The 17,393-nt window shown below is 58.7% G+C and carries 13 protein-coding genes and 2 pseudogenes; 5 read left to right on the top strand and 10 right to left on the bottom strand.

The annotated features are described in order from the left end of the window. The first annotated feature begins 86 nt into the window (after positions 1–86). The gene (locus AC07PQ_RS04740) at positions 87–1,010 is read left to right on the top strand and encodes a LysR family transcriptional regulator (protein ID WP_493184347.1); all 924 of its coding nucleotides are present in this window, start codon (positions 87–89) and stop codon (positions 1,008–1,010) included. Here the strand turns inward: AC07PQ_RS04740 and AC07PQ_RS04745 are convergent. After that, complete coding sequence (locus AC07PQ_RS04745; protein ID WP_493184346.1) at positions 998–1,903, bottom strand: LysR family transcriptional regulator; 906 nt, start codon at positions 1,901–1,903, stop codon at positions 998–1,000. The genes AC07PQ_RS04740 and AC07PQ_RS04745 overlap by 13 nt on opposite strands. Before the next feature lie 147 nt (positions 1,904–2,050). Between AC07PQ_RS04745 and AC07PQ_RS04750 the strand changes: the two genes are divergently transcribed. Then, positions 2,051–2,473, top strand: coding sequence for a DoxX family protein (locus AC07PQ_RS04750; protein ID WP_007932743.1), 423 nt, complete (start codon positions 2,051–2,053; stop codon positions 2,471–2,473). 223 nt (positions 2,474–2,696) lie between these two features. On the opposite strand, the gene AC07PQ_RS04755 is transcribed toward AC07PQ_RS04750, so the two are convergent. After that, on the bottom strand, positions 2,697–3,167 hold the full coding sequence (locus AC07PQ_RS04755) for an Lrp/AsnC family transcriptional regulator (protein ID WP_007932741.1): 471 nt from the start codon (positions 3,165–3,167) through the stop codon (positions 2,697–2,699). A 154-nt stretch (positions 3,168–3,321) separates the two neighbouring features. On the opposite strand from AC07PQ_RS04755, the gene AC07PQ_RS04760 reads away from it, so the two are divergent. After that, positions 3,322–3,684 carry a PALP domain-containing protein gene (locus tag AC07PQ_RS04760; RefSeq protein ID WP_007932739.1) on the top strand — a complete coding sequence of 121 codons (363 nt, stop codon included), beginning with the start codon at positions 3,322–3,324 and terminating at the stop codon, positions 3,682–3,684. After that, complete coding sequence (locus AC07PQ_RS04765) at positions 3,681–4,841, top strand: MFS transporter (RefSeq protein ID WP_114762364.1); 1,161 nt, start codon at positions 3,681–3,683, stop codon at positions 4,839–4,841. Before AC07PQ_RS04760 ends, AC07PQ_RS04765 begins: the two co-directional genes overlap by 4 nt. A gap of 164 nt (positions 4,842–5,005) precedes the next feature. Here the strand turns inward: AC07PQ_RS04765 and AC07PQ_RS04770 are convergent, their stop codons facing one another. The 3 genes from AC07PQ_RS04770 to AC07PQ_RS04780 all read right to left on the bottom strand — a co-directional run bounded on the left by AC07PQ_RS04770 (position 5,006) and on the right by AC07PQ_RS04780 (position 9,077). After that, positions 5,006–7,456, bottom strand: a complete 2,451-nt coding sequence (locus AC07PQ_RS04770) for a TonB-dependent siderophore receptor (protein WP_493184345.1) — start codon at positions 7,454–7,456, stop codon at positions 5,006–5,008. A 96-nt stretch (positions 7,457–7,552) separates the two neighbouring features. After that, positions 7,553–8,536 carry a FecR family protein gene (locus AC07PQ_RS04775; RefSeq protein ID WP_493184344.1) on the bottom strand — a complete coding sequence of 328 codons (984 nt, stop codon included), beginning with the start codon at positions 8,534–8,536 and terminating at the stop codon, positions 7,553–7,555. 43 nt (positions 8,537–8,579) lie between these two features. Then, the gene (locus tag AC07PQ_RS04780) at positions 8,580–9,077 is read right to left on the bottom strand and encodes a sigma-70 family RNA polymerase sigma factor (protein WP_493184343.1); all 498 of its coding nucleotides are present in this window, start codon (positions 9,075–9,077) and stop codon (positions 8,580–8,582) included. Between the two features lie 552 nt (positions 9,078–9,629). On the opposite strand from AC07PQ_RS04780, the gene AC07PQ_RS04785 reads away from it, so the two are divergent. Further along, complete coding sequence (locus AC07PQ_RS04785) at positions 9,630–10,661, top strand: response regulator (protein WP_162136167.1); 1,032 nt, start codon at positions 9,630–9,632, stop codon at positions 10,659–10,661. Between the two features lie 264 nt (positions 10,662–10,925). Here the strand turns inward: AC07PQ_RS04785 and AC07PQ_RS04790 are convergent, their stop codons facing one another. From AC07PQ_RS04790 to AC07PQ_RS04810, 5 genes and pseudogenes are all read right to left on the bottom strand, one after another. Beyond that, a complete protein-coding gene (locus tag AC07PQ_RS04790) occupies positions 10,926–11,720 on the bottom strand; it encodes a deaminase domain-containing protein (RefSeq protein WP_493184849.1) in 795 nt (264 codons plus the stop codon). Positions 11,721–11,846: 126 nt separating this feature from the next. Further along, positions 11,847–12,110, bottom strand: a pseudogene (locus AC07PQ_RS04795) (RHS repeat-associated core domain-containing protein); the annotation flags it as partial. Positions 12,111–12,158: 48 nt separating this feature from the next. Then, a complete protein-coding gene (locus AC07PQ_RS04800) occupies positions 12,159–12,998 on the bottom strand; it encodes an enterotoxin A family protein (RefSeq protein ID WP_493184848.1) in 840 nt (279 codons plus the stop codon). A gap of 78 nt (positions 12,999–13,076) precedes the next feature. Then, a pseudogene (locus AC07PQ_RS04805) lies at positions 13,077–13,388 on the bottom strand (RHS repeat-associated core domain-containing protein); the annotation flags it as partial. A 64-nt stretch (positions 13,389–13,452) separates the two neighbouring features. Then, positions 13,453–17,343, bottom strand: coding sequence for an RHS repeat domain-containing protein (locus AC07PQ_RS04810; RefSeq protein WP_493184342.1), 3,891 nt, complete (start codon positions 17,341–17,343; stop codon positions 13,453–13,455). Positions 17,344–17,393: the final 50 nt, after the last annotated feature.

Here is a 17,393-nt window from a genome sequence, read left to right on the forward strand (position 1 = left end):
GTGAAATGAAGTGTCCATGGTATGGATTAACAATTCGGCGATAATCAGCCGTTTCGTTAAGACATATTCAACCCAGGAGAAACAATATGGATGTGCTGGCAGCCATGCGCACCTTTCGCCGCGTGGTGGAGCGCGCCAGCTTCAGCCTCGCGGCCAACGACCTGGGGCAATCCACCGCCGCGGTCAGCAAGCAGGTGCGCCAGCTGGAGGAACACCTGGGCAGCCTGTTGCTGCTGCGCACCACGCGTCGCATGAGCCTGTCGGACGCCGGCCAGGCCTACTTCAGCGAGTGCTGCCACCTGCTCGACGAACTGACGGCCCTGGAATGCGCGACCCGCGCCGGCACCCGCGAGCCCGGCGGCCGCTTGCGGGTCAACGCGCCGCTGTCGTTCGGCCTCAAGGTGCTGTCGCCGATCCTGGCCGACTTCATGCGGCGCTACCCGCAATTTCACATCGACCTGACCCTCGACGACCGCCTGCTGGATGTGGTGAGCGAAGGCTTCGACGTGTCGTTGCGGATACGCCGACAGTTGAGCGACTCGTCGCTGATCGCCCGGCGCCTGGGGGAAATCGAACAGGTGATCTGCGCCGCCCCGGTCTACCTGCAGGCCAAGGGCAGCCCACAGACGGTCGATGATCTGCGCGAGCACAGCTGCCTGGCCTATCGCCTGGCCGAACACCCCGGCCACTGGCAGCTGGAAGGCCCGCAAGGCAGCAGCCGCCTGGAACTGCCGGTGCGTTTTGCCGTGGACAACAGCCTGATGCTCAGCGACATGCTCCAGGCCGGGCTGGGCATTGGCGCCCTGCCCTCGTTCATCGCCCAGCCACTGCTCGACAGCGGCCAGTTGCAGCGGGTCCTGCCCTGCTATTCCATGCCGCGCCGGACCATCTACGCGGTGTATGCCAGCAATCGCCATGTGTCGCAGAAAATCCGCTTCTTCGTCGACTTCCTGGCCCAGGCCCTCGGCCCACTCCAGGAAGCCGATCAGGCAATGCCTCAGGCGGACTGAGCCTGGGCCACCAGCCAATCGATCAGCCAGGACGCCGCCGGCCCCGGTGGCGTGTCGAGGCGGTAGATGGCGTCGAAGCCATAAGGCAGGCCCTGGCTGCCCGGCAGATCGAGTTGCACCAGGCGCCCGCTGGCCAGGTCCTCCTCGACCATCGGCGCCGGCATGTTGCCCCAGCCGATGCCTTCCCTGAGCAGCATATGCTTGGAGCCCAGGTCCGCCAGGCGCCAGCTGTGGGTGCCGACCACGCCGAAATCCTGGTTGCGCGTCAGCTCGGAACGGTCCGACAGCACCAGCTGCACATGTTCGCGACCAGCCCCCGGCAGGTTGACCGATGCTTGCACCAGCGGATGCTCCGGAGCCGCCACCGGAATCAGCTGGACGAACCCCACCTGCACCCGCTCGATACCGCCCAGATCGCGGTGCACCATGCCGCTGACACCCACCGCGGCGCGTCCCGCCAGCACCATCTCGGCCACTGCGCCCAGGGCCTCCATGTGCAAGTGCAGCTGAACCGTGGGGAACTCGCGGCGGAAGTTTTTCAGCGCATCGACGATGCGCGCCGCCGGGAACATCACGTCGATCACCAGGTGAACCTCTGCTTCCAGGCCTTGCAGCAGCCCCTTGACCTTGGCCCGCAGGCCGTCGATGCCGTTATAGATGCTCCGCGCCTCGGCCAGCACCGTGCGCCCGGCCTCGGTGAGCTGGGGTTTGCGGGTGGTCTTGCGGTCGAACAGGCTGACCCCCAGTTGCAGCTCCAGGTTGGCCATGGAATAGCTGATCACCGAGGTGGCGCGATGCAGCTTGCGCGCCGCGCCGGCAAAGCTGCCGACCTCGACGATGGTGAGGAAGATGCGCAATTGATCGAGGGTGGGCGTACCGGGGTTGCTGGACATGGGGCTGTTCTCGCAAAGGCTACGTTCTAAAAAATCGAACCTGACACTCGAAATTATTCGGCTATTACGTTCATAACGCCAGTGGCAAACTTCTCTCCATCGCGGCGCACCAAGGTGGTGAGGCCGAATCCACCGAGAGAATCCAGCATGTCCACACTGACCAACAGCCTGTCCACTACCTCGAACAGCAACGCCAGCATCAGCCTGATCGGGCGCGTCCTGCTCAGCGCCATTTTCATCCTTTCCGGTTTCTCGAAAATCGCCGCGCCGGCCGCGATGGTCGGCTACATCCAGTCGGTCGGCCTGCCCTTCCCGCAACTGGCCCTGGGCATCGCCATCGCCGTGGAACTGGGTGGCGGCCTGCTGCTGATCGCCGGCTATCGCACCCGCCTGGTCGCCCTGGGCCTGGCCGTGTTCAGCGTGGCCACCGCCCTGGCCTTCCACAACAACCTGGGCGACCAGAACCAGTTCATCCACTTCTTCAAGAACATCGCCATGGCCGGCGGCCTGCTGCAAGTGGTGGCCTTCGGCGCCGGTCGCTTCAGCCTGGATGCCCGTCGCCAGGGCTGATCGGCCTCCCCACGACAACACGGCGCCCAAGGGCGCCGCGTTGTCGTTTTTACCAGCCAGCCAGAACTACCCTGGGTTCTGTAGGAGCGAAGCTTGCTCGCGATAAGAACGACGCGGTCCGCCTGACAGACCGCGTTTTCGTTTATCGCGAGCAAGTCGAATCGCCGCCCGCTCGCTCCTACAGAAGAACTTTTGTTTTTGGCAAACCGGGGCCAATCACTCATCAAGGCTGGGTCGGCACATCCAGCCCGACCTTGACCCGGCTCATGGCCACCAGGGTCTTGAAGCGCTTGACGTTGTTGTTCTCGAAGAACAGCTCACGAGTCAATTCGTTGTACTGGGCCATGTTGCGCACGGCGAAGATCAGCACGAAATCGCACTCGCCCGCCACGTAGTAGCACTGCTGCACCTGCGGGCAGGCCTGGAAGCTGCGCTTGAGCGCATCGAGCTGATCGATGCGTTCGCTCTCCACCTCCACCTCGACAATGATGCTCAACTCATAGCCCAGGGCCTCGGGAGCGATGACCGCGCTGTAGCGTTCGATCACCCCTTCATCGCTCAGGCGCTTGAGGCGCCGGTTGACCGCCGCGGTGGACAGGTTCACCCGCAACCCCAACTCGCTTTGCGGGGTGCGCGCATCGCGTTGCAGTTCGGCGAGCAGTTTCAGGTCGTAGGCATCCAGGCTGGTGGTCATGCGGGCAATCCATGGGCGGGCAATCAGTGGTGGGCAATCAATGGAATGAAATTGTGCAAAGGCTGGCGATTATGCGAAACAAATTCGCCAGCCACGCAATATTATTTCCAGGGCTGCGAGCCGGGGCCTGGCCAGTGGCGCGCTGGGCTCGTCGATGGCTGGCCCGGCCTGGCGCTTCCTGCAACCTTCGAACGATTGCCTGGTCACACTCCCCGACGCGCTCACCGCCGGCGCCATGTGCCAGCTGGCCACCGGCAGCGCCCGGGACATTCCCCTGCTGGCCGGCGAATCCGCTGCCGCGGGCCTCGCGGGACTGAGCCTGATGTGCAAGGATGGCGCGCGGCGCAAAGTCGCGCACCTCGACGCCCACTCGCGCGTCCTGCTTATCCACACCGAAGGCGCCATGTCGCCGGCGGTGTATCAACAACGGGTCGGTGAAACGGCCGGCCCGGTCCTCCAGCGGCAACCGCCGATTGCCCGACAGGCGCCTGGAGCTGACCGCCAAGGATTTTTATGACAGCCCTCAACACCCACACCTCAGAGCAACAGATCAGCCCCGGCCGCCTGGAACAGATGGCCACGCGCATCGCCTTTTTCATCGCCGGTTTCGGCATCGCCGCCTGGGCGCCGCTGGTGCCCTACGCCAAGGCCCGGGCCGGGCTCGATGAAGGCACCCTGGGCCTGTTACTGCTGTGCCTGGGCGTGGGTTCGATCCTGGCGATGCCGATCGCCGGGGTGCTGGCCGGGCGCTTCGGTTGCCGGCGGGTGATGGCCGCCGGCAGCCTGCTGATCTGCCTGGCCCTGCCGTTGCTGGCCACGGTGAGCACGGTGCCGCTGCTGATCGCCGGGCTGTTCATGTTCGGCGCCGGGCTGGGCACGGTGGATTCCACGGTGAACCTGCAGGCGGTGATCGTCGAACGGGCCAGCGGCCGGCCGATGATGTCGGGCTTCCATGGCCTGTTCAGCCTCGGCGGCATCGTCGGCGCGGCCGGGGTCAGCGCCATGCTCGGCCTGGGCCTGTCGCCGCTGGGCGCGACCCTGGTGGTGGTGGCCTTGCTGGTCGTCGCCCTGCTCAAGGCGGCGCCGCACATGTTGCCGTATGGCAGCCGGAGTTCGGGCCCGGCCTTTGCCGTGCCCCACGGCGTGGTGCTGTTCATTGGCTGCCTGTGCTTCGTGGTGTTCCTCGCCGAAGGCGCGGTGCTGGACTGGAGCGCGGTGTTCCTCAGCGCCGAGCGCCAGGTGGATGCCGCCTATGCCGGCCTGGGTTACGCGGCCTTCGCCCTGACCATGACCGTCGGCCGCCTGACCGGCGATGCCATCGTGCACAAGCTGGGGGCCACGCGGGTGATCGTCATGGGCGGCTCGGTGGCCGCCGCGGGCCTGCTGCTGGCGACCCTGGCACCGGCCTGGGAAGCCGCGCTGGTGGGTTACGCGCTGGTGGGCGTCGGCTGCTCGAACATCGTGCCGGTGCTGTACACCGCGGTGGGCAAACAGACCGTCATGCCCGAAGCCATCGCCGTGCCGGCCATCACCACCCTGGGTTACGCCGGCATCCTCGCCGGCCCGGCGCTGATCGGCTTTATCGCCCACGGCAGCAGCCTGAGCATCGCCTTCGGCCTTATCGCGGTGATGCTGATCGGCGTGGCGGCCAGTGGGAAAGTGTTGAAGGTGTGAGCCCTTTCGCGGGCCATCGAGCGCCCACTGTGTTTTCAAGATTGCAGGAAGGCCCTGCGGGCCTTTGCGCAGCCTGCGGCAGCGGCTACAGGGATTTGCGCCGGGCATAAAAAATCGCGGGCAATCCTCGGGAGGCTTGCCCGCGATGGGCGCGACACGGTCGGTCAGAAGCCGACGCTGGCCTGGACGAAGAAGGTCCGTGGCGCGCCGACGTACATGCCGGCGTTGTTGTCGCTGGAGCGGGTGAAGTACTGCTTGTCGAAGACGTTCTTCACCCCGGCGCCGAGCTTGAGGTTCGACAGCTGCGAGCCGAAGTCATACCCCCCGCGCACGTTCCAGGTGACATAGCCCGGTATGTCACCGTACTGGCCGTCGGCGGTACCTTCGGTGATGTAGTTGTTGTTGAAGCTGCCGTCGGCGTTGACCATGCTGCCCGGCGAACGCTGCTTGGACTGGGCGAAAGCATCGAGGTTGTAGGTCCAGCGGTTGATGTCGTAGCGCAGGCCGAGGGTCGCCACCTGGCGCGAGTAGAACGGCAGGTCGCGGTCCTTGAACGCCGAACCGCCCTCTTCATAAGTGGCACGGGTGTAGGTGAAACCGGCGTTGGCGGTCAGGCCGTCGAGGCGCGGGTCCAGCGCGGCCAGGTCGTAGTGCACCGATGCCTCGATCCCTTGGTGCTTGGTCGCGCCGAGGTTGGTCCAGCCGACATCGTTGCTGATGTATTGCAGCTCGTCCGAGAAGTCGATGTAGAACGCCGTCAGCTCGCCGCCCCACACTTCATCGTTGTAGCGCGTACCGATCTCGTAGGTCTTGGCCTTCTCCGGGTTCAGGCCGCTGGCGGTCTGGTCGCCGACGCCGCCCTGGCCCAGCTGGAAGTACTGCAGGCTGCCGAACGACGTCTCGTAGTTGGCGAACAGCTTCCACGCATCGGAGAGGTGGTACATCACGCTCAGCGCCGGCAGCGGCTCGTTGCTGTTGATCTCCCGGCGCTTCTCCTCGACCCGCGCGCCATTGGTGCCGAGCACCGGGCGGTCGTGCCATTCGGTGCGGATGTTCTCGAAACGGATGCCCGGGGTGACGGTCCAGTTGCCGACGTCGATCTTGTCGTCGATATAGAAAGCCGTGGCCTCGGTGCCGCCGGTGCGGTCCTGGTACACATGGCCGTCGGACCCCGGGCGCACCACCGGCTGGTTGTTGACCAGGGCCAGGCGGCTGGCCTCTTCGTGCATGCCTTCTTTCAGGTAGCGCATGCCGACGCTGGCTTCCTGGGTGGTCGGGCCAAGGTCGAACACATGGGACACCCGCGGCTCGATACCGAAGGTGTAGTAGGTGCGCGGGTAGGAGACCAGGGTCTTCTGGTCGCGGGCGGCGATGGTGCTGCCGCGGAAACTGTCGGCGTAGTAGGTCAGCACCTCGAACTGGGTACGGTCGTCGATCTGGCGCAGGTACTTGAACGACACGTCCTTGCGGCGGCCGCTGAAGTTGTCCCAGTCGCGGTCCGACTGATAGGGGTCGGCGTCGTACTGCTTTTGCGTCAGGCCGCCGGGCATGTCGGCCTTGGCGTCGTAGTAGTGGAAGTTGAGGCTGAAATCGTCCTGGTCGGTGGGCGCCCAATGGGTCTTGAGGATCACGTCGTCGATGTCGTTGCCGTTGTTGCTGGCGCGATAACCGTTGCCGTTGACCCCCGAGTACAGCAGCGCCGCGCCGATGCCGTTGTCCGCGGTGCCGCCGAGGAACGCCGTGTCGATATGCTTCCAGCCTCCGCGCTGGGAGGTTTCCAGGGTGGTGCCGATTTCCCCGGTGGCTTTTTCCGGGATGGCCCGGGTCACGAAGTTGATCACCCCGCCGACGTTCTGCGGCCCATAGCGCACGGAACCGGCGCCGCGCACCACGTCGATGCTGTCGAGGTTGCCCGAGGAGATCGGCGCCATCGACAACTGTGGCTGGCCATAAGGCGCGAAGGCCGCCGGCACGCCGTCGATCAGCACGGTGGAGCGCGGCGACAGGCGCGAGGTCAAGCCGCGCACGCCGACGTTGAGGGAAATGTCGCTGCCGCCGGTGCCGTTGGCGTCCTGCACCTGCACCCCGGGCACCCGGCGCAGCACGTCGCCGACGTTCATCGCGCCCTGCTCGACCATGGCTTCGCGGCGGATCACCGTGCGCGCGCCGGGGTGGTTCTGCACCACCGCCTCGTTGGCGTCGCCCAGCCAGTCGCCGACCACGCTGATGCTGGTGGAGCCCAGCTCCAGGGCGCCCGCCGCGGCCGACGGCGCCGGGCTCAGGGTCACCGAGCCGGCATCGATCTGATATTGCAGGCCGCTGCCTTGCAGCAACTGGCGCAACGCCTGCTCCGGCGACAGGTTGCCGTCCACCGCCGGGGCCTGTTTGCCGGCCACCAGCTCGGGGCTGAAGAACACCTGCAGCGAGGTTTGCAGCCCCAGCTGGCTCAGCGCCTCGCCCAGGGGCTGGGCCTGGATATGAATGGCGCTCGGCGCCTGCTCGGCATGGGCCTGGGGCAGCGCGACACTGACCGCCAGGGCCAGGGCCAAGGCCAGCGGCAGCCAGCGGGTGGAAGGCAGGGACGGATTGTTGTTATTCAGGTCGTGGCGTTTCAAATTCGAGCAGTCCTGTTGATCGCAAGAAGATGCGGCTGTTAATGCAAACCAGTTGCAGTTGGACAAGAAGACGAAGAGCTCGAAAAAAACCTGAATCTATCGCGCAATTATTTCCTGGCTGCCGTCAGCATGGGTCTTCACCGCCACCGGCAGGATGCTCGGCAAGGCCTTGAGCAGCGCGTCGGTGTCGTCGGCCTTGAACACGCTGGTCAGGCGCAACCGGCCCACTGCCTCGTTGCCGACTCGCAGCGGCTGCTGGCGATAACGCGACACTTCGGCGGCCACGTCGCTGAGGCTGGCGTTGTTGAACACCAGCTTGCCGCTGCGCCATGCCGTCAACGCTTGCGAGTCGACCGCATAAGCCGCGGCCACCCGCCCCCGAGCATCGACCGCGGTGCCCAGGCCCGCGGTCAGGCTGACGAACTCGCCGTCGGCAGCCTCGCGGCCCTGGACCTTCACCGTGCCCTGCTCCACCGCCACCCGGGTCTGCGTGGCATCGCGGCGCACGTCGAAACGCGTGCCGGTGACCGTGACCTTGCCCGGGCCTGCCGCCACCACAAAGGGCCGACTGCTGTCGTGCTCGACGCTGAACATCGCCTCTCCCTCGCTCAGCTCGACGCTGCGCTGGCCTCTTTCAAAGCGCACCAGCAAGCGGCTGCGGCTGTTGAGGTCGACCAGGGAACCGTCGGGCAAGGCCACATGCCGGCGCTCGCCCAAGGCCGTGGCGAACTCGGCGCTGTAGACACCGGAGCGGCCCAGGCCGCTGAACAGCCCCAGGCCCAGCGCCACCGCCAGCACACTGGCGGCCACCGCGTAACGCAGCAGCGGGCGGCGCTTGAGGGAAGCGACGGGGGTTGCGCACAGCGCCTGCAAACGCTCTTTGGGCACCAGGTCGGTGGCCGCCCACAGCGATTGCAGCAGTTGGAATTCGTCCCGATGCGCGTCGTGCTGCGCCAACCAGGCGTCGAAACGCTGCCGCTCCTCGGCATCGATCGCCGGTTCTTGCAGGCGCACAAACCACAGCGCCGCCTCATCGCGAACCGTCGCCTGCCCGCACGCGCACTCACGAGTCTGCGTCATGGAACATCCTGTTGGGCTGGGGGTGAAAAAGTCATGGCATTCATCAGCGCGGCCCGTCCACGCGCTCGCGCAGATGCCGCAGGGTGCGGATCATATACTTTTCCACCATGTTTTTTGACAGCCCCAGGCGCTCGGCAATCTCGGCCTGGGTCAGCCCTTCGAGCTTTTGCCAGACGAACACCTTGCGGCAGTTCAACGGCAACTCGCCAAGGGCCCGTTCGATGGAGTCGGCCAGCTGGATCGCATGCATGAAATGCTCCGGGTCGCCGCTAGGCGACGCAACTGGATACACCGCCTCCGCCTCCATGGCGCCGCGCCGGTCCTCGCGACGGTAAGCATCCACCGCAATATTGCGCGCCGTCTGGTGCAGATACGCCCGCGGCTGCTGCACCGCCGCCGCATCCGACTCCAGCACCCGGACAAAGGTGTCGTGGGCCAGGTCCTCGGCCCGCGAACGGTTCTTCAGCCGACGCGTCCAGGTCCCGATCAACTCTTCGTAGTGCTCGAAAAAGCCTGGTCGGCGAGGCAGCTTGGGGGTCATTGCGGTGTGCTGAGGGTGGGGAGGCGTGAATAGTAATGCTTCTTATTAAAGGCGGCAATTGGTTCGGATGGAAGGATAGCCGGTGACGGAGCGCGACCTGACTACACCCGGCCAGCAGAATACGCTCAGCAGATAATCAACAAAAGCCCGTACCCCATTACGTCGGAGTTATAGCTGCCAGTGCTGCCGAGAACCTTTATGCGCCAGGCCGATACCTGAATGTTTAATATCAGTGAAAAGTGCTGGAGCAGGCACGGTGGGTAAACCCGGAACGAGCTCACGGAATCAAGCACTGTTCTTTGGGCGGAGCAATAAAGATTGCCCCCCATAAAAACCTGAAATAGACATTAGTATCCACAAGCACTCAGAACAAGTCTGTAGGAGTAATCCCACCCCAACTTTGTAGAGTGCACTAAAAATATTGAGTACAATGCCAGACCTGCTATTCCAGACAACAACCGCAACACAATTAACCTACAGGTCAATTGCTTAATCCCTAGCTGTATGCAGAAGCGCAAAGATCAATAAAGGGGTGGATAGATGTGCCGAATCATGATTATCGATTCACATCCAGTTATCAGATATGCCGTTCGCACAAGACTTGAAAGTCTGGGACACGAAATTGTCGCTGAATCAGGAACCGGGCTAGAGGCTCTTACAGTACATCGAGAGTTGCACCCTGACCTGGTAATCCTGGAGCTCAATACTCGAAAAATTGGCGGATTGGACTTGATTCGCAGAATGCGAATACACCATAACAGTCTCAAGATATTGATTTTCAGTTCTCAGAATGCGGAATATTTTGCAGGGCGCTGCCTACAAGCAGGAGCTGTCGGCTTTGTGAGTAAAGACGATGATTTGGAAGAACTGGACAGGGGTGTGAAGGCTGCCCTCTCTGGGCGCAGTTATTTTCCTGTCGGTGCCGAGGGATTGCTCGCAACCAAGCCCTCGGAGAATGAGGCTTTGCACCAGTTATCTGAACGCGAGTTGACAGTATTGCAATATTTGGCACAAGGACTGACGAATCAAGGTGTAGCCAACCTGTTGTCCATCAGTTTTAAAACCGTCAGCACGTACAAGACTCGGCTGATGCAGAAGCTTAACGTAACCTCATTGATTGAAGTTATCGAAGTTTACAATCGAAACAGCTTTGCTCACGGAGAAAACAACACACGCAAGATTCGCCCCGCCCTGCATGAAACATTGAAAGCCGAGAATGAGCTTTACATATCCCACTCCATCGTCAGCTCCATGCTCTTGCAGATACATGCATGCGACACGGAAGGACGTTTAATATTTTGCAACCAAGCGTTCTGTGACTTTATCGACAAGAGCGAAGCCGAAATATATGGCAAGCAGATCGCTGATCTAGGTTGGCCACCATTTGATGAAATAGAAAATTTCAAAACCCAATACTTTCTTATGATTCGTCAGATCAAGACTAACAACGACAATCTAGTGCTGCATATTGGTGGACGACGCATGATTGTCCAGTACTGGACTACACCCATTCATGATCATAACGGAGACCTGATAGGGATGATCTGTGGGGCATTGGATATGACTGACCGTGGGCAAATATAGTGGATGCCTCTTCAATCATTGCAAATAAGGCATTCGCTCGTGTTTTTCCAGAGAGCAACCAGCACCTGAAAAACACCAGGTCTTCACAGATAAAAACTAGCTGACCGATAATCTTCAGCCAAAATCTCGTTCTCCCAGGACTCAGAAAGAGCACCTTCAACAAAGTCGGTGCTCTTGTTTCTTGCTCCTCAGGGCCTGTAAAGACCCCAAGAAGCCCAAGAAAAATTGAAGAGCTCATGAGAACTTGATGATTATGGACACCCGCTAAGATGGCCGAAACCTAGTTGCAGGTTTAGTTCCCTCCCCAACGTAAACGGCTACTTTTTCGTACTGCCTACTGAATTGACTCAATACAGAAAGACATGATTTGCACATGGGAAGCTGAGAGTGTAAGTAGATTGCTCCTCTTGCATTAGTATCCGGAAATACTCTTTGGAATTTTTCAAGCAGCTTCACCTCGGTGTCGTAATCCCGAGAATGTCCAACGGCAAAGGTTCTGAACCTGCGTCTTACCGGTGGGCTGACTGTCCCCAACCTCTTGACCTGACCACTTACACTGGAAAAAGTACCTAGCTGCCCCTCAACGTCGTAGTCCATAAAAGCGATATTTCTTCCAGGCTCGGCATTAAACCTGCCCCTTATGAACTCAACTTCTTCGGACGGTGGATATCTTTTATTATCCAATGGCAACCTAGTTGGATACTCATCATTACCACCACCCCGTAAGCGTAATGGTGAATTGCGTTCAACTGCCATCTCCCTTCCGGCAGCTGTGGCCCCTCGGCCACTAAGCCCCTGCTCCTTGATTCGCCCCAACCGCCCAGAGAGCCCGCGTAGACCTTTCTGTACTTTGGCCGCCCCTGCCCCCACCCCGAACACTGCCGAACCCACACCCAGCCCCAACGATGCCCACTTCAGTTTCTGGGACACTTCCGGATTACTCTGTTTTGTTGCTTCAGAGGCTATTCCTGTTGCCGCTGAGGCGGCTCCTGCGGCGATGGCGAATCCACTTTCAACATTTGCAGTCACGGCAGCCGCTGCGGTAAGGCTGTCAGCCATGGCGGCTTTCATCCCCCATCGAATGGCCAATGTCGTCGCCTTCCTTAGTAGCCAGGTAATCGGGCCATGCCCGCTGGGGTCACTCAGGTTAATAGGGTCGCTGTCACAGTAGACGTAGGGATTAACCCCTCCGATGCCAAACGGACTTTCGCTGTCTGGGCAGGTAAAACGCCGTAATGCCGGGCTGTACGCCCGGTAGCCGTTCCCCAGGTGCGTCACCCCGGAGAACGGATCTGCGCGCTCCCCGTTAAAACCCGGCAAGGACGCTGCCGAGCCGGTCCGTGGGGCCGTGGCCCCGAATGGTGAATACGCAAAGGTTGAGATGACACCGCCACTCGAGGACAGCACCAGGCTGCCACGGTTGTCACTACCGGTTAATTGCAAGTTCATATTAAACCTCCTGCGGAAGTTCCCTACGTCTTGAAAGGGCTTCGGGGGTTAAAAGACATTCCATTCATTACCATTGCCTTTACGCCAGTTGGTTATGTACCTATTGGGTATAGAGGTTAGAAAGGAAACCTCAGGCGAGTCGGACTGAAGAGGTTGCTGTATAGCCACAAGTTCTGACCCAGAGTACGTTTCTCCACTCATCATCAAGTGCGGAAATAATCTGCCTGACCTCAATGGGTTGGCTCCAGCGCCTAAGATATCGGGGCCAAACTTATGAACATTGAAATTAGGTATTTTAATTTTATATATATAGCCACTGGAATAACCGCCGCATTGCTCGTCAACAGCCGTTGAAACGAAATCTGGATTTTTGAAAGCGACATGGTCTCGAGCAACACCGTCAGGCGACGATCTTAATTTGTCATAATATTCTTGCCGAACACCTGAAGCACTTTTACCGCTTTTGGGAGTGAATCCCCCTGCACTTCTTATTGCACCTGGTGAGCGAGAGTCGCCACGATAGAGAACTGTCTCATCATTACCACCACCCCGTAAGCGTAATGGTGAATTGCGTTCAGCTGCCATCTCCCTTCCGGCAGCTGTGGCCCCTCGGCCACTAAGCCCCTGCTCCTTGATTCGCCCCAACCGCCCAGAGAGCCCGCGTAGACCTTTCTGTACTTTGGCCGCCCCTGCCCCCATCCCGAACACTGCCGAACCCACACCCAGCCCCAACGATGCCCACTTCAGTTTCTGGGACACTTCCGGATTACTTTGTTTTGTTGCTTCAGAGGCTATTCCTGTTGCCGCTGAGGCGGCTCCTGCGGCGATGGCGAATCCACTTTCAACATTTGCAGTCACGGCAGCCGCTGCGGTAAGGCTGTCAGCCATGGCGGCTTTCATCCCCCATCGAATGGCCAATGTCGTCGCCTTCCTTAGTAGCCAGGTAATCGGGCCATGCCCGCTGGGGTCACTCAGGTTAATAGGGTCGCTGTCACAGTAGACGTAGGGATTAACCCCTCCGATGCCGAACGGACTTTCACTGTCTGGGCAGGTAAAACGCCGTAATGCCGGGCTGTACGCCCGGTAGCCGTTCCCCAGGTGCGTCACCCCGGAGAACGGATCTGCGCGCTCCCCGTTAAAACCCGGCAAGGACGCTGCCGAGCCGGTCCGTGGGGCCGTGGCCCCGAATGGTGAATACGCAAAGGTTGAGATGACACCGCCACTCGAGGACAGCACCAGGCTGCCACGGTTGTCACTACCGGTTAATTGCAAGTTCATATCGAAACTCCGGTGATATAGGCGTCCCGTCTTCTGAAATGCTCTCGGAGACGCCAATTACGGTTTATTGCAGTGGCTCATCGCTGACCGCAGCATGTCCGGTGGCCCCGGGGATAAAGCGACTGTGTTGGTTTTGCTCCAGGTGCACCTCATTCACCAGATGGCTACCCTGGTAATAAAGTTGTCGCGTTTCGTTGCCATTGAGGGACTGCATGACCAACTGATCAAAACCGTCATACCCGTATTGGCTCATGCCATCTTCGCCACTGATGCTGGATAACCGGCCTGCGACGTCATAGGTCAGCACCCGTCCGGTTTCATCCACCGTCATGCGTCCGTTGGCGTCGTATTTAAGGTCAATCCTGAGCGGATAATGGCTTGTCAGCGTATGAGTGACTGCTGTCAACTGAGTCGGATCGTCGGCGTTGGTGAACTCATAACTGGCAGTATCAATGCTGCCGTCCGCCAACGTGGTGACGCATGTTTTTATATTGCTATAAACATCCAGGGTGAATTTCTGCTCGGCGATGGGTTTACCGTAGGCATCCACCGGCGGCACGCTGCCGCTGCATGTGTATTGAGTCAGCCGGTTGCGGTTGTCATAGGAGAAAAGCTCGTGCCGTAGGGAAGTGCTAGTGCTGCCCTGTAACACCGTTCGGCACTCCAATTGATGGTTCTTTCGATAAGCCTGCTTGATGGTCAGGGTTTCGCCTGTCGATGGGACAATATCGCGCTGGACCTCCCGACTGAAATCGTCCCATGACAGAACAGTTTTCAAGGTGTCCCCTGCGCTATTGGCTGTGACGATTTGGGTGCTCAGGCGGCCGGCATCGTCATAGGTCAGCGCAACAGTGACTTGGGGGTCTACCAGGGTCTGAGGGCGGCCGTATGCATCATAGGTAATAGTCTGTGTGTTACCCCTGATGTCACAGTAACTCAGCGGTAGCCCCTGCAGTGACCAGGCATATCCCACCTCGCGGGCGAGGCCACTGATTGGTGTGAACTGCTGATCGTTGAGCTGTCCGGAGGCAGACCACGTCCGCGATTCGCTCTGACTTCCACTCTCGCTGGCAGACAAGAGTCGCCCGGTTGCTTTTTCATAGCTGAAACTTTGTGCCAGCGCCCCACCTGCCACCGTGCTGAGGGCGTTGCCGAGCTGGGGAATATAGCTGTAGGTCAGTGTTTGTCCTGCTGCATCGGTGGTTGTGGTCGGGACTTGATTGACCCCACTGTAGACACTGGCCAGAGTTCGTCCACCACAGGAACTCCCTGTCAGGCGTCCCAGCCCGTCAAATGTTTGTTGTCCCATCGTCACCGTTTTTTGAGTCAACGGATCGGTCACCGTGATCGTTATCGGCAACTCGCTGGTTGAAAATGGCGCGTAGGTTCGAGTCACCGTCGACTGGTCTGGCAGGGTCTGGGTCATCAGCCTGTCAAATTCATCGTATGAATACAGGGTGATATTCCCTAGTTCATCTGTTTGTTTACGTAACCGTTGCAGACCATCGAACTCGCTGAAGGACTGGGAGTACTGAGCCTGAGTGCTATCCAAGTTGCTTACGGCGATCGGGAGTCCCTGCACGTTAAAATCAGTACGTTGTGAGCCTAACGTCAGATTTCCAGAAATAACCTGCAAGTTCGTTACTGACTGGTGGTTAACTGGATCAAATAGCTGACATGCACTCTGTCCCGATGTGTACTGCGCCAAATACTGTTGCCCCCAGTCGTCGAATAGCGCGCTGGCACTAATAGCGACAGTTCTGCTTGCATCTGAAGTGTCGAGGTAATCCGTCGCTACTTGTTCGTACGGTCGCCCCCAGCCGTCGTAATTTACAGTCGAGATCGTGAACTGGCACTCAACAATACCATTGTCGACATCATTGCTTTTGCGTGTGATCGGGCGTCCCATGCCATCAACATGTTCCTCCCAGGCATTACCTTTCTCATCAGTATGGATGGTGTAAATCGCCGAAGCGATACCATCGCTACCGACATTCAGGGAATAAGTCTGTTTATAGTTCACCTCATAGTCTGTACCAGCATTATGTGTCCAAGAGGACAGGCGACCAAGGTCGTCGTAGGTAAAATCTTTTTTATTACCCAATTCGTCAGTATGGGACCGTAGCTGATCGGTAAAACGCGAGTTACTGCGAGAGCTACTCAGACACAGATTATCGTGAGTGGTTAACGTAGTGCTTTGGATCAGAGTGTCGTTCTGCAGCAGATAGCCGATGTCTATTGTCTGTACATAGTCATCACCAGCGGTGCTGGGCATGCTGAGCAATACCTTTTTAACCTTGCCATAGTCCGGCGAAGTCGTATCAGTCTGATATGACAGCAATTGGCGATGCAATGTCTTTTCAAGAGTGCTGGCAGAGGCTAGTTGCATGAAGGTCTCTTGCGCAGGGAGCACAGCAAAACCTAGTGGACTATCATTGATTGTGGTAGCGCTCGTATAACGATAACGAACTGCTCTTGTTGGAACATCGTAGTACCCAGACAGTAGTGGCGGATACGTAGTCTGAGCTTTTATCCAACGAACAAAACCATTTGGGTCAGCCGGACATCCTGTCGATTCGTCTGCATTGTTAATTTCCCCGGCAGCCGCATAGTACTCCCAAGTTGTCACAGCCTGGTCCGGACTAGTTTGTTTGATCAAGTTACCATCGACGTCATACTCAAACAAAGTGGTTTCACTGCGAGAATCCCCCCCAACGGGCAATGAAGTGTCTGTCCAAGTTTCGACTTGCTTAAAGGGATATTGAAACTGCGCGGGCTGTTCGTCAAAACTGGCATACCCTTGCGCATAGTAGCTCATCTCGGTGACATGGCGGGTACTACCTTGGTTCGCCTCGGTGGAGAGCAGCAGATGATAACTATCATAGGTGTACTTAGTAACGAGGTCGCTACCGCCGTCGACGGCTAGCTGCGTAACAGTAGTCTGATATTGGTAATCCGCATCCAAAACCCCGTATAAATTATCACTATCGGGAGACCAAGAGGCACCTAGTTTCCCGCCATACCCCAGGTAATTTGGGAAGTATCCTTTGGTGGGGGCATAGGTTGTCACTATAGGACTCTGCCCTTGGCCTGGGTTGACTGTAAGCGACGTTACAGCTGGAAGCGGCGGTAAGTTGGCTTCATCGGGAAACGCCATAATGCAGTCGGTCAGCCCGTTATTATAGATGGCTTCTTTTGTCAGCCCTGTCGGCGTCTGAGTCTTGAATAGTGTGTACAGGCCACTGACCCCTACTTCCTTATAAAAATAACGCCAACTGGCATTGGTAGGAAGTGCAGTGCTGGCGATTTGAGTAAGGTACCCATTGCCGGTATAGCATACGAGAGAATAGGACTCAGAGGTTTCTGGCCAAAACGTGATGGTGAGATACTTGTATTTATTATCGTAGACCGCAGAATATAATGTGTCAGTGCTATCTGTAATCCTAGCCAGATAGGATCGACCAAAATTATCGTACCCCCAATCCAATGTCAGGATATTTCCGAGAGGTGAGTAAATCTTTACCGGCCGGCAACTGCCTCCACCAATATCCCGCAAGTCCGTAACATTGCCGTTCCGACTGATGACGCGGTAGTTTTTTGCATCCAGCTTCTGGGCAACAAAGGTCTTGATCTTTTGTTGTTTTATTTCAAAATAAGTGTCGGCGGTTCCCGTATTCTCAAGAACCTTGAATACTTCTCCAGTATCCAGACTTAGTGTCGAACTGTTTTTATCATACGTCGTGAACGAAAACACAACCCCAATACCGAGTAGAAAATCGTCAGTGGAAGAGGTTGGTGAATAGGTCATCATCAGGTCTAACTCAGGCCCCATACCGTTATTTCCGGTGACCTTGCCCAACGACTGCTGGAAGCCGAAAAGGCGGGTACGGGGGTCGACATCATTAGATGTTGCGCTGATGAAATTAGGGGTTTGAGTGTAATAGCTTGAGTTCATCTGATCGGAGCCCCATTAAGGTCAAGCACCCTGCCTTTAGAGAGGCAGGG

The sequence above is a fragment of the Pseudomonas sp. GW821-FHT09E12 genome (assembly GCF_059416085.1).

Excerpts from the sequence above, each read along its gene's own strand:
- AC07PQ_RS04740 (WP_493184347.1), top strand. The coding sequence starts at position 87 with ATGGATGTGCTGGCAGCCATGCGCACCTTTCGCCGCGTGGTGGAGCGC.
- AC07PQ_RS04745 (WP_493184346.1), bottom strand. The coding sequence starts at position 1,903 with ATGTCCAGCAACCCCGGTACGCCCACCCTCGATCAATTGCGCATCTTC.
- AC07PQ_RS04750 (WP_007932743.1), top strand. The coding sequence starts at position 2,051 with ATGTCCACACTGACCAACAGCCTGTCCACTACCTCGAACAGCAACGCC.
- AC07PQ_RS04755 (WP_007932741.1), bottom strand. The coding sequence starts at position 3,167 with ATGACCACCAGCCTGGATGCCTACGACCTGAAACTGCTCGCCGAACTG.
- AC07PQ_RS04760 (WP_007932739.1), top strand. The coding sequence starts at position 3,322 with ATGGCTGGCCCGGCCTGGCGCTTCCTGCAACCTTCGAACGATTGCCTG.
- AC07PQ_RS04765 (WP_114762364.1), top strand. The coding sequence starts at position 3,681 with ATGACAGCCCTCAACACCCACACCTCAGAGCAACAGATCAGCCCCGGC.
- AC07PQ_RS04775 (WP_493184344.1), bottom strand. The coding sequence starts at position 8,536 with ATGACGCAGACTCGTGAGTGCGCGTGCGGGCAGGCGACGGTTCGCGAT.
- AC07PQ_RS04780 (WP_493184343.1), bottom strand. The coding sequence starts at position 9,077 with ATGACCCCCAAGCTGCCTCGCCGACCAGGCTTTTTCGAGCACTACGAA.
- AC07PQ_RS04785 (WP_162136167.1), top strand. The coding sequence starts at position 9,630 with ATGATTATCGATTCACATCCAGTTATCAGATATGCCGTTCGCACAAGA.
- AC07PQ_RS04790 (WP_493184849.1), bottom strand. The coding sequence starts at position 11,720 with ATGGCTGACAGCCTTACCGCAGCGGCTGCCGTGACTGCAAATGTTGAA.
- AC07PQ_RS04800 (WP_493184848.1), bottom strand. The coding sequence starts at position 12,998 with ATGGCTGACAGCCTTACCGCAGCGGCTGCCGTGACTGCAAATGTTGAA.
- AC07PQ_RS04810 (WP_493184342.1), bottom strand. The coding sequence starts at position 17,343 with ATGAACTCAAGCTATTACACTCAAACCCCTAATTTCATCAGCGCAACA.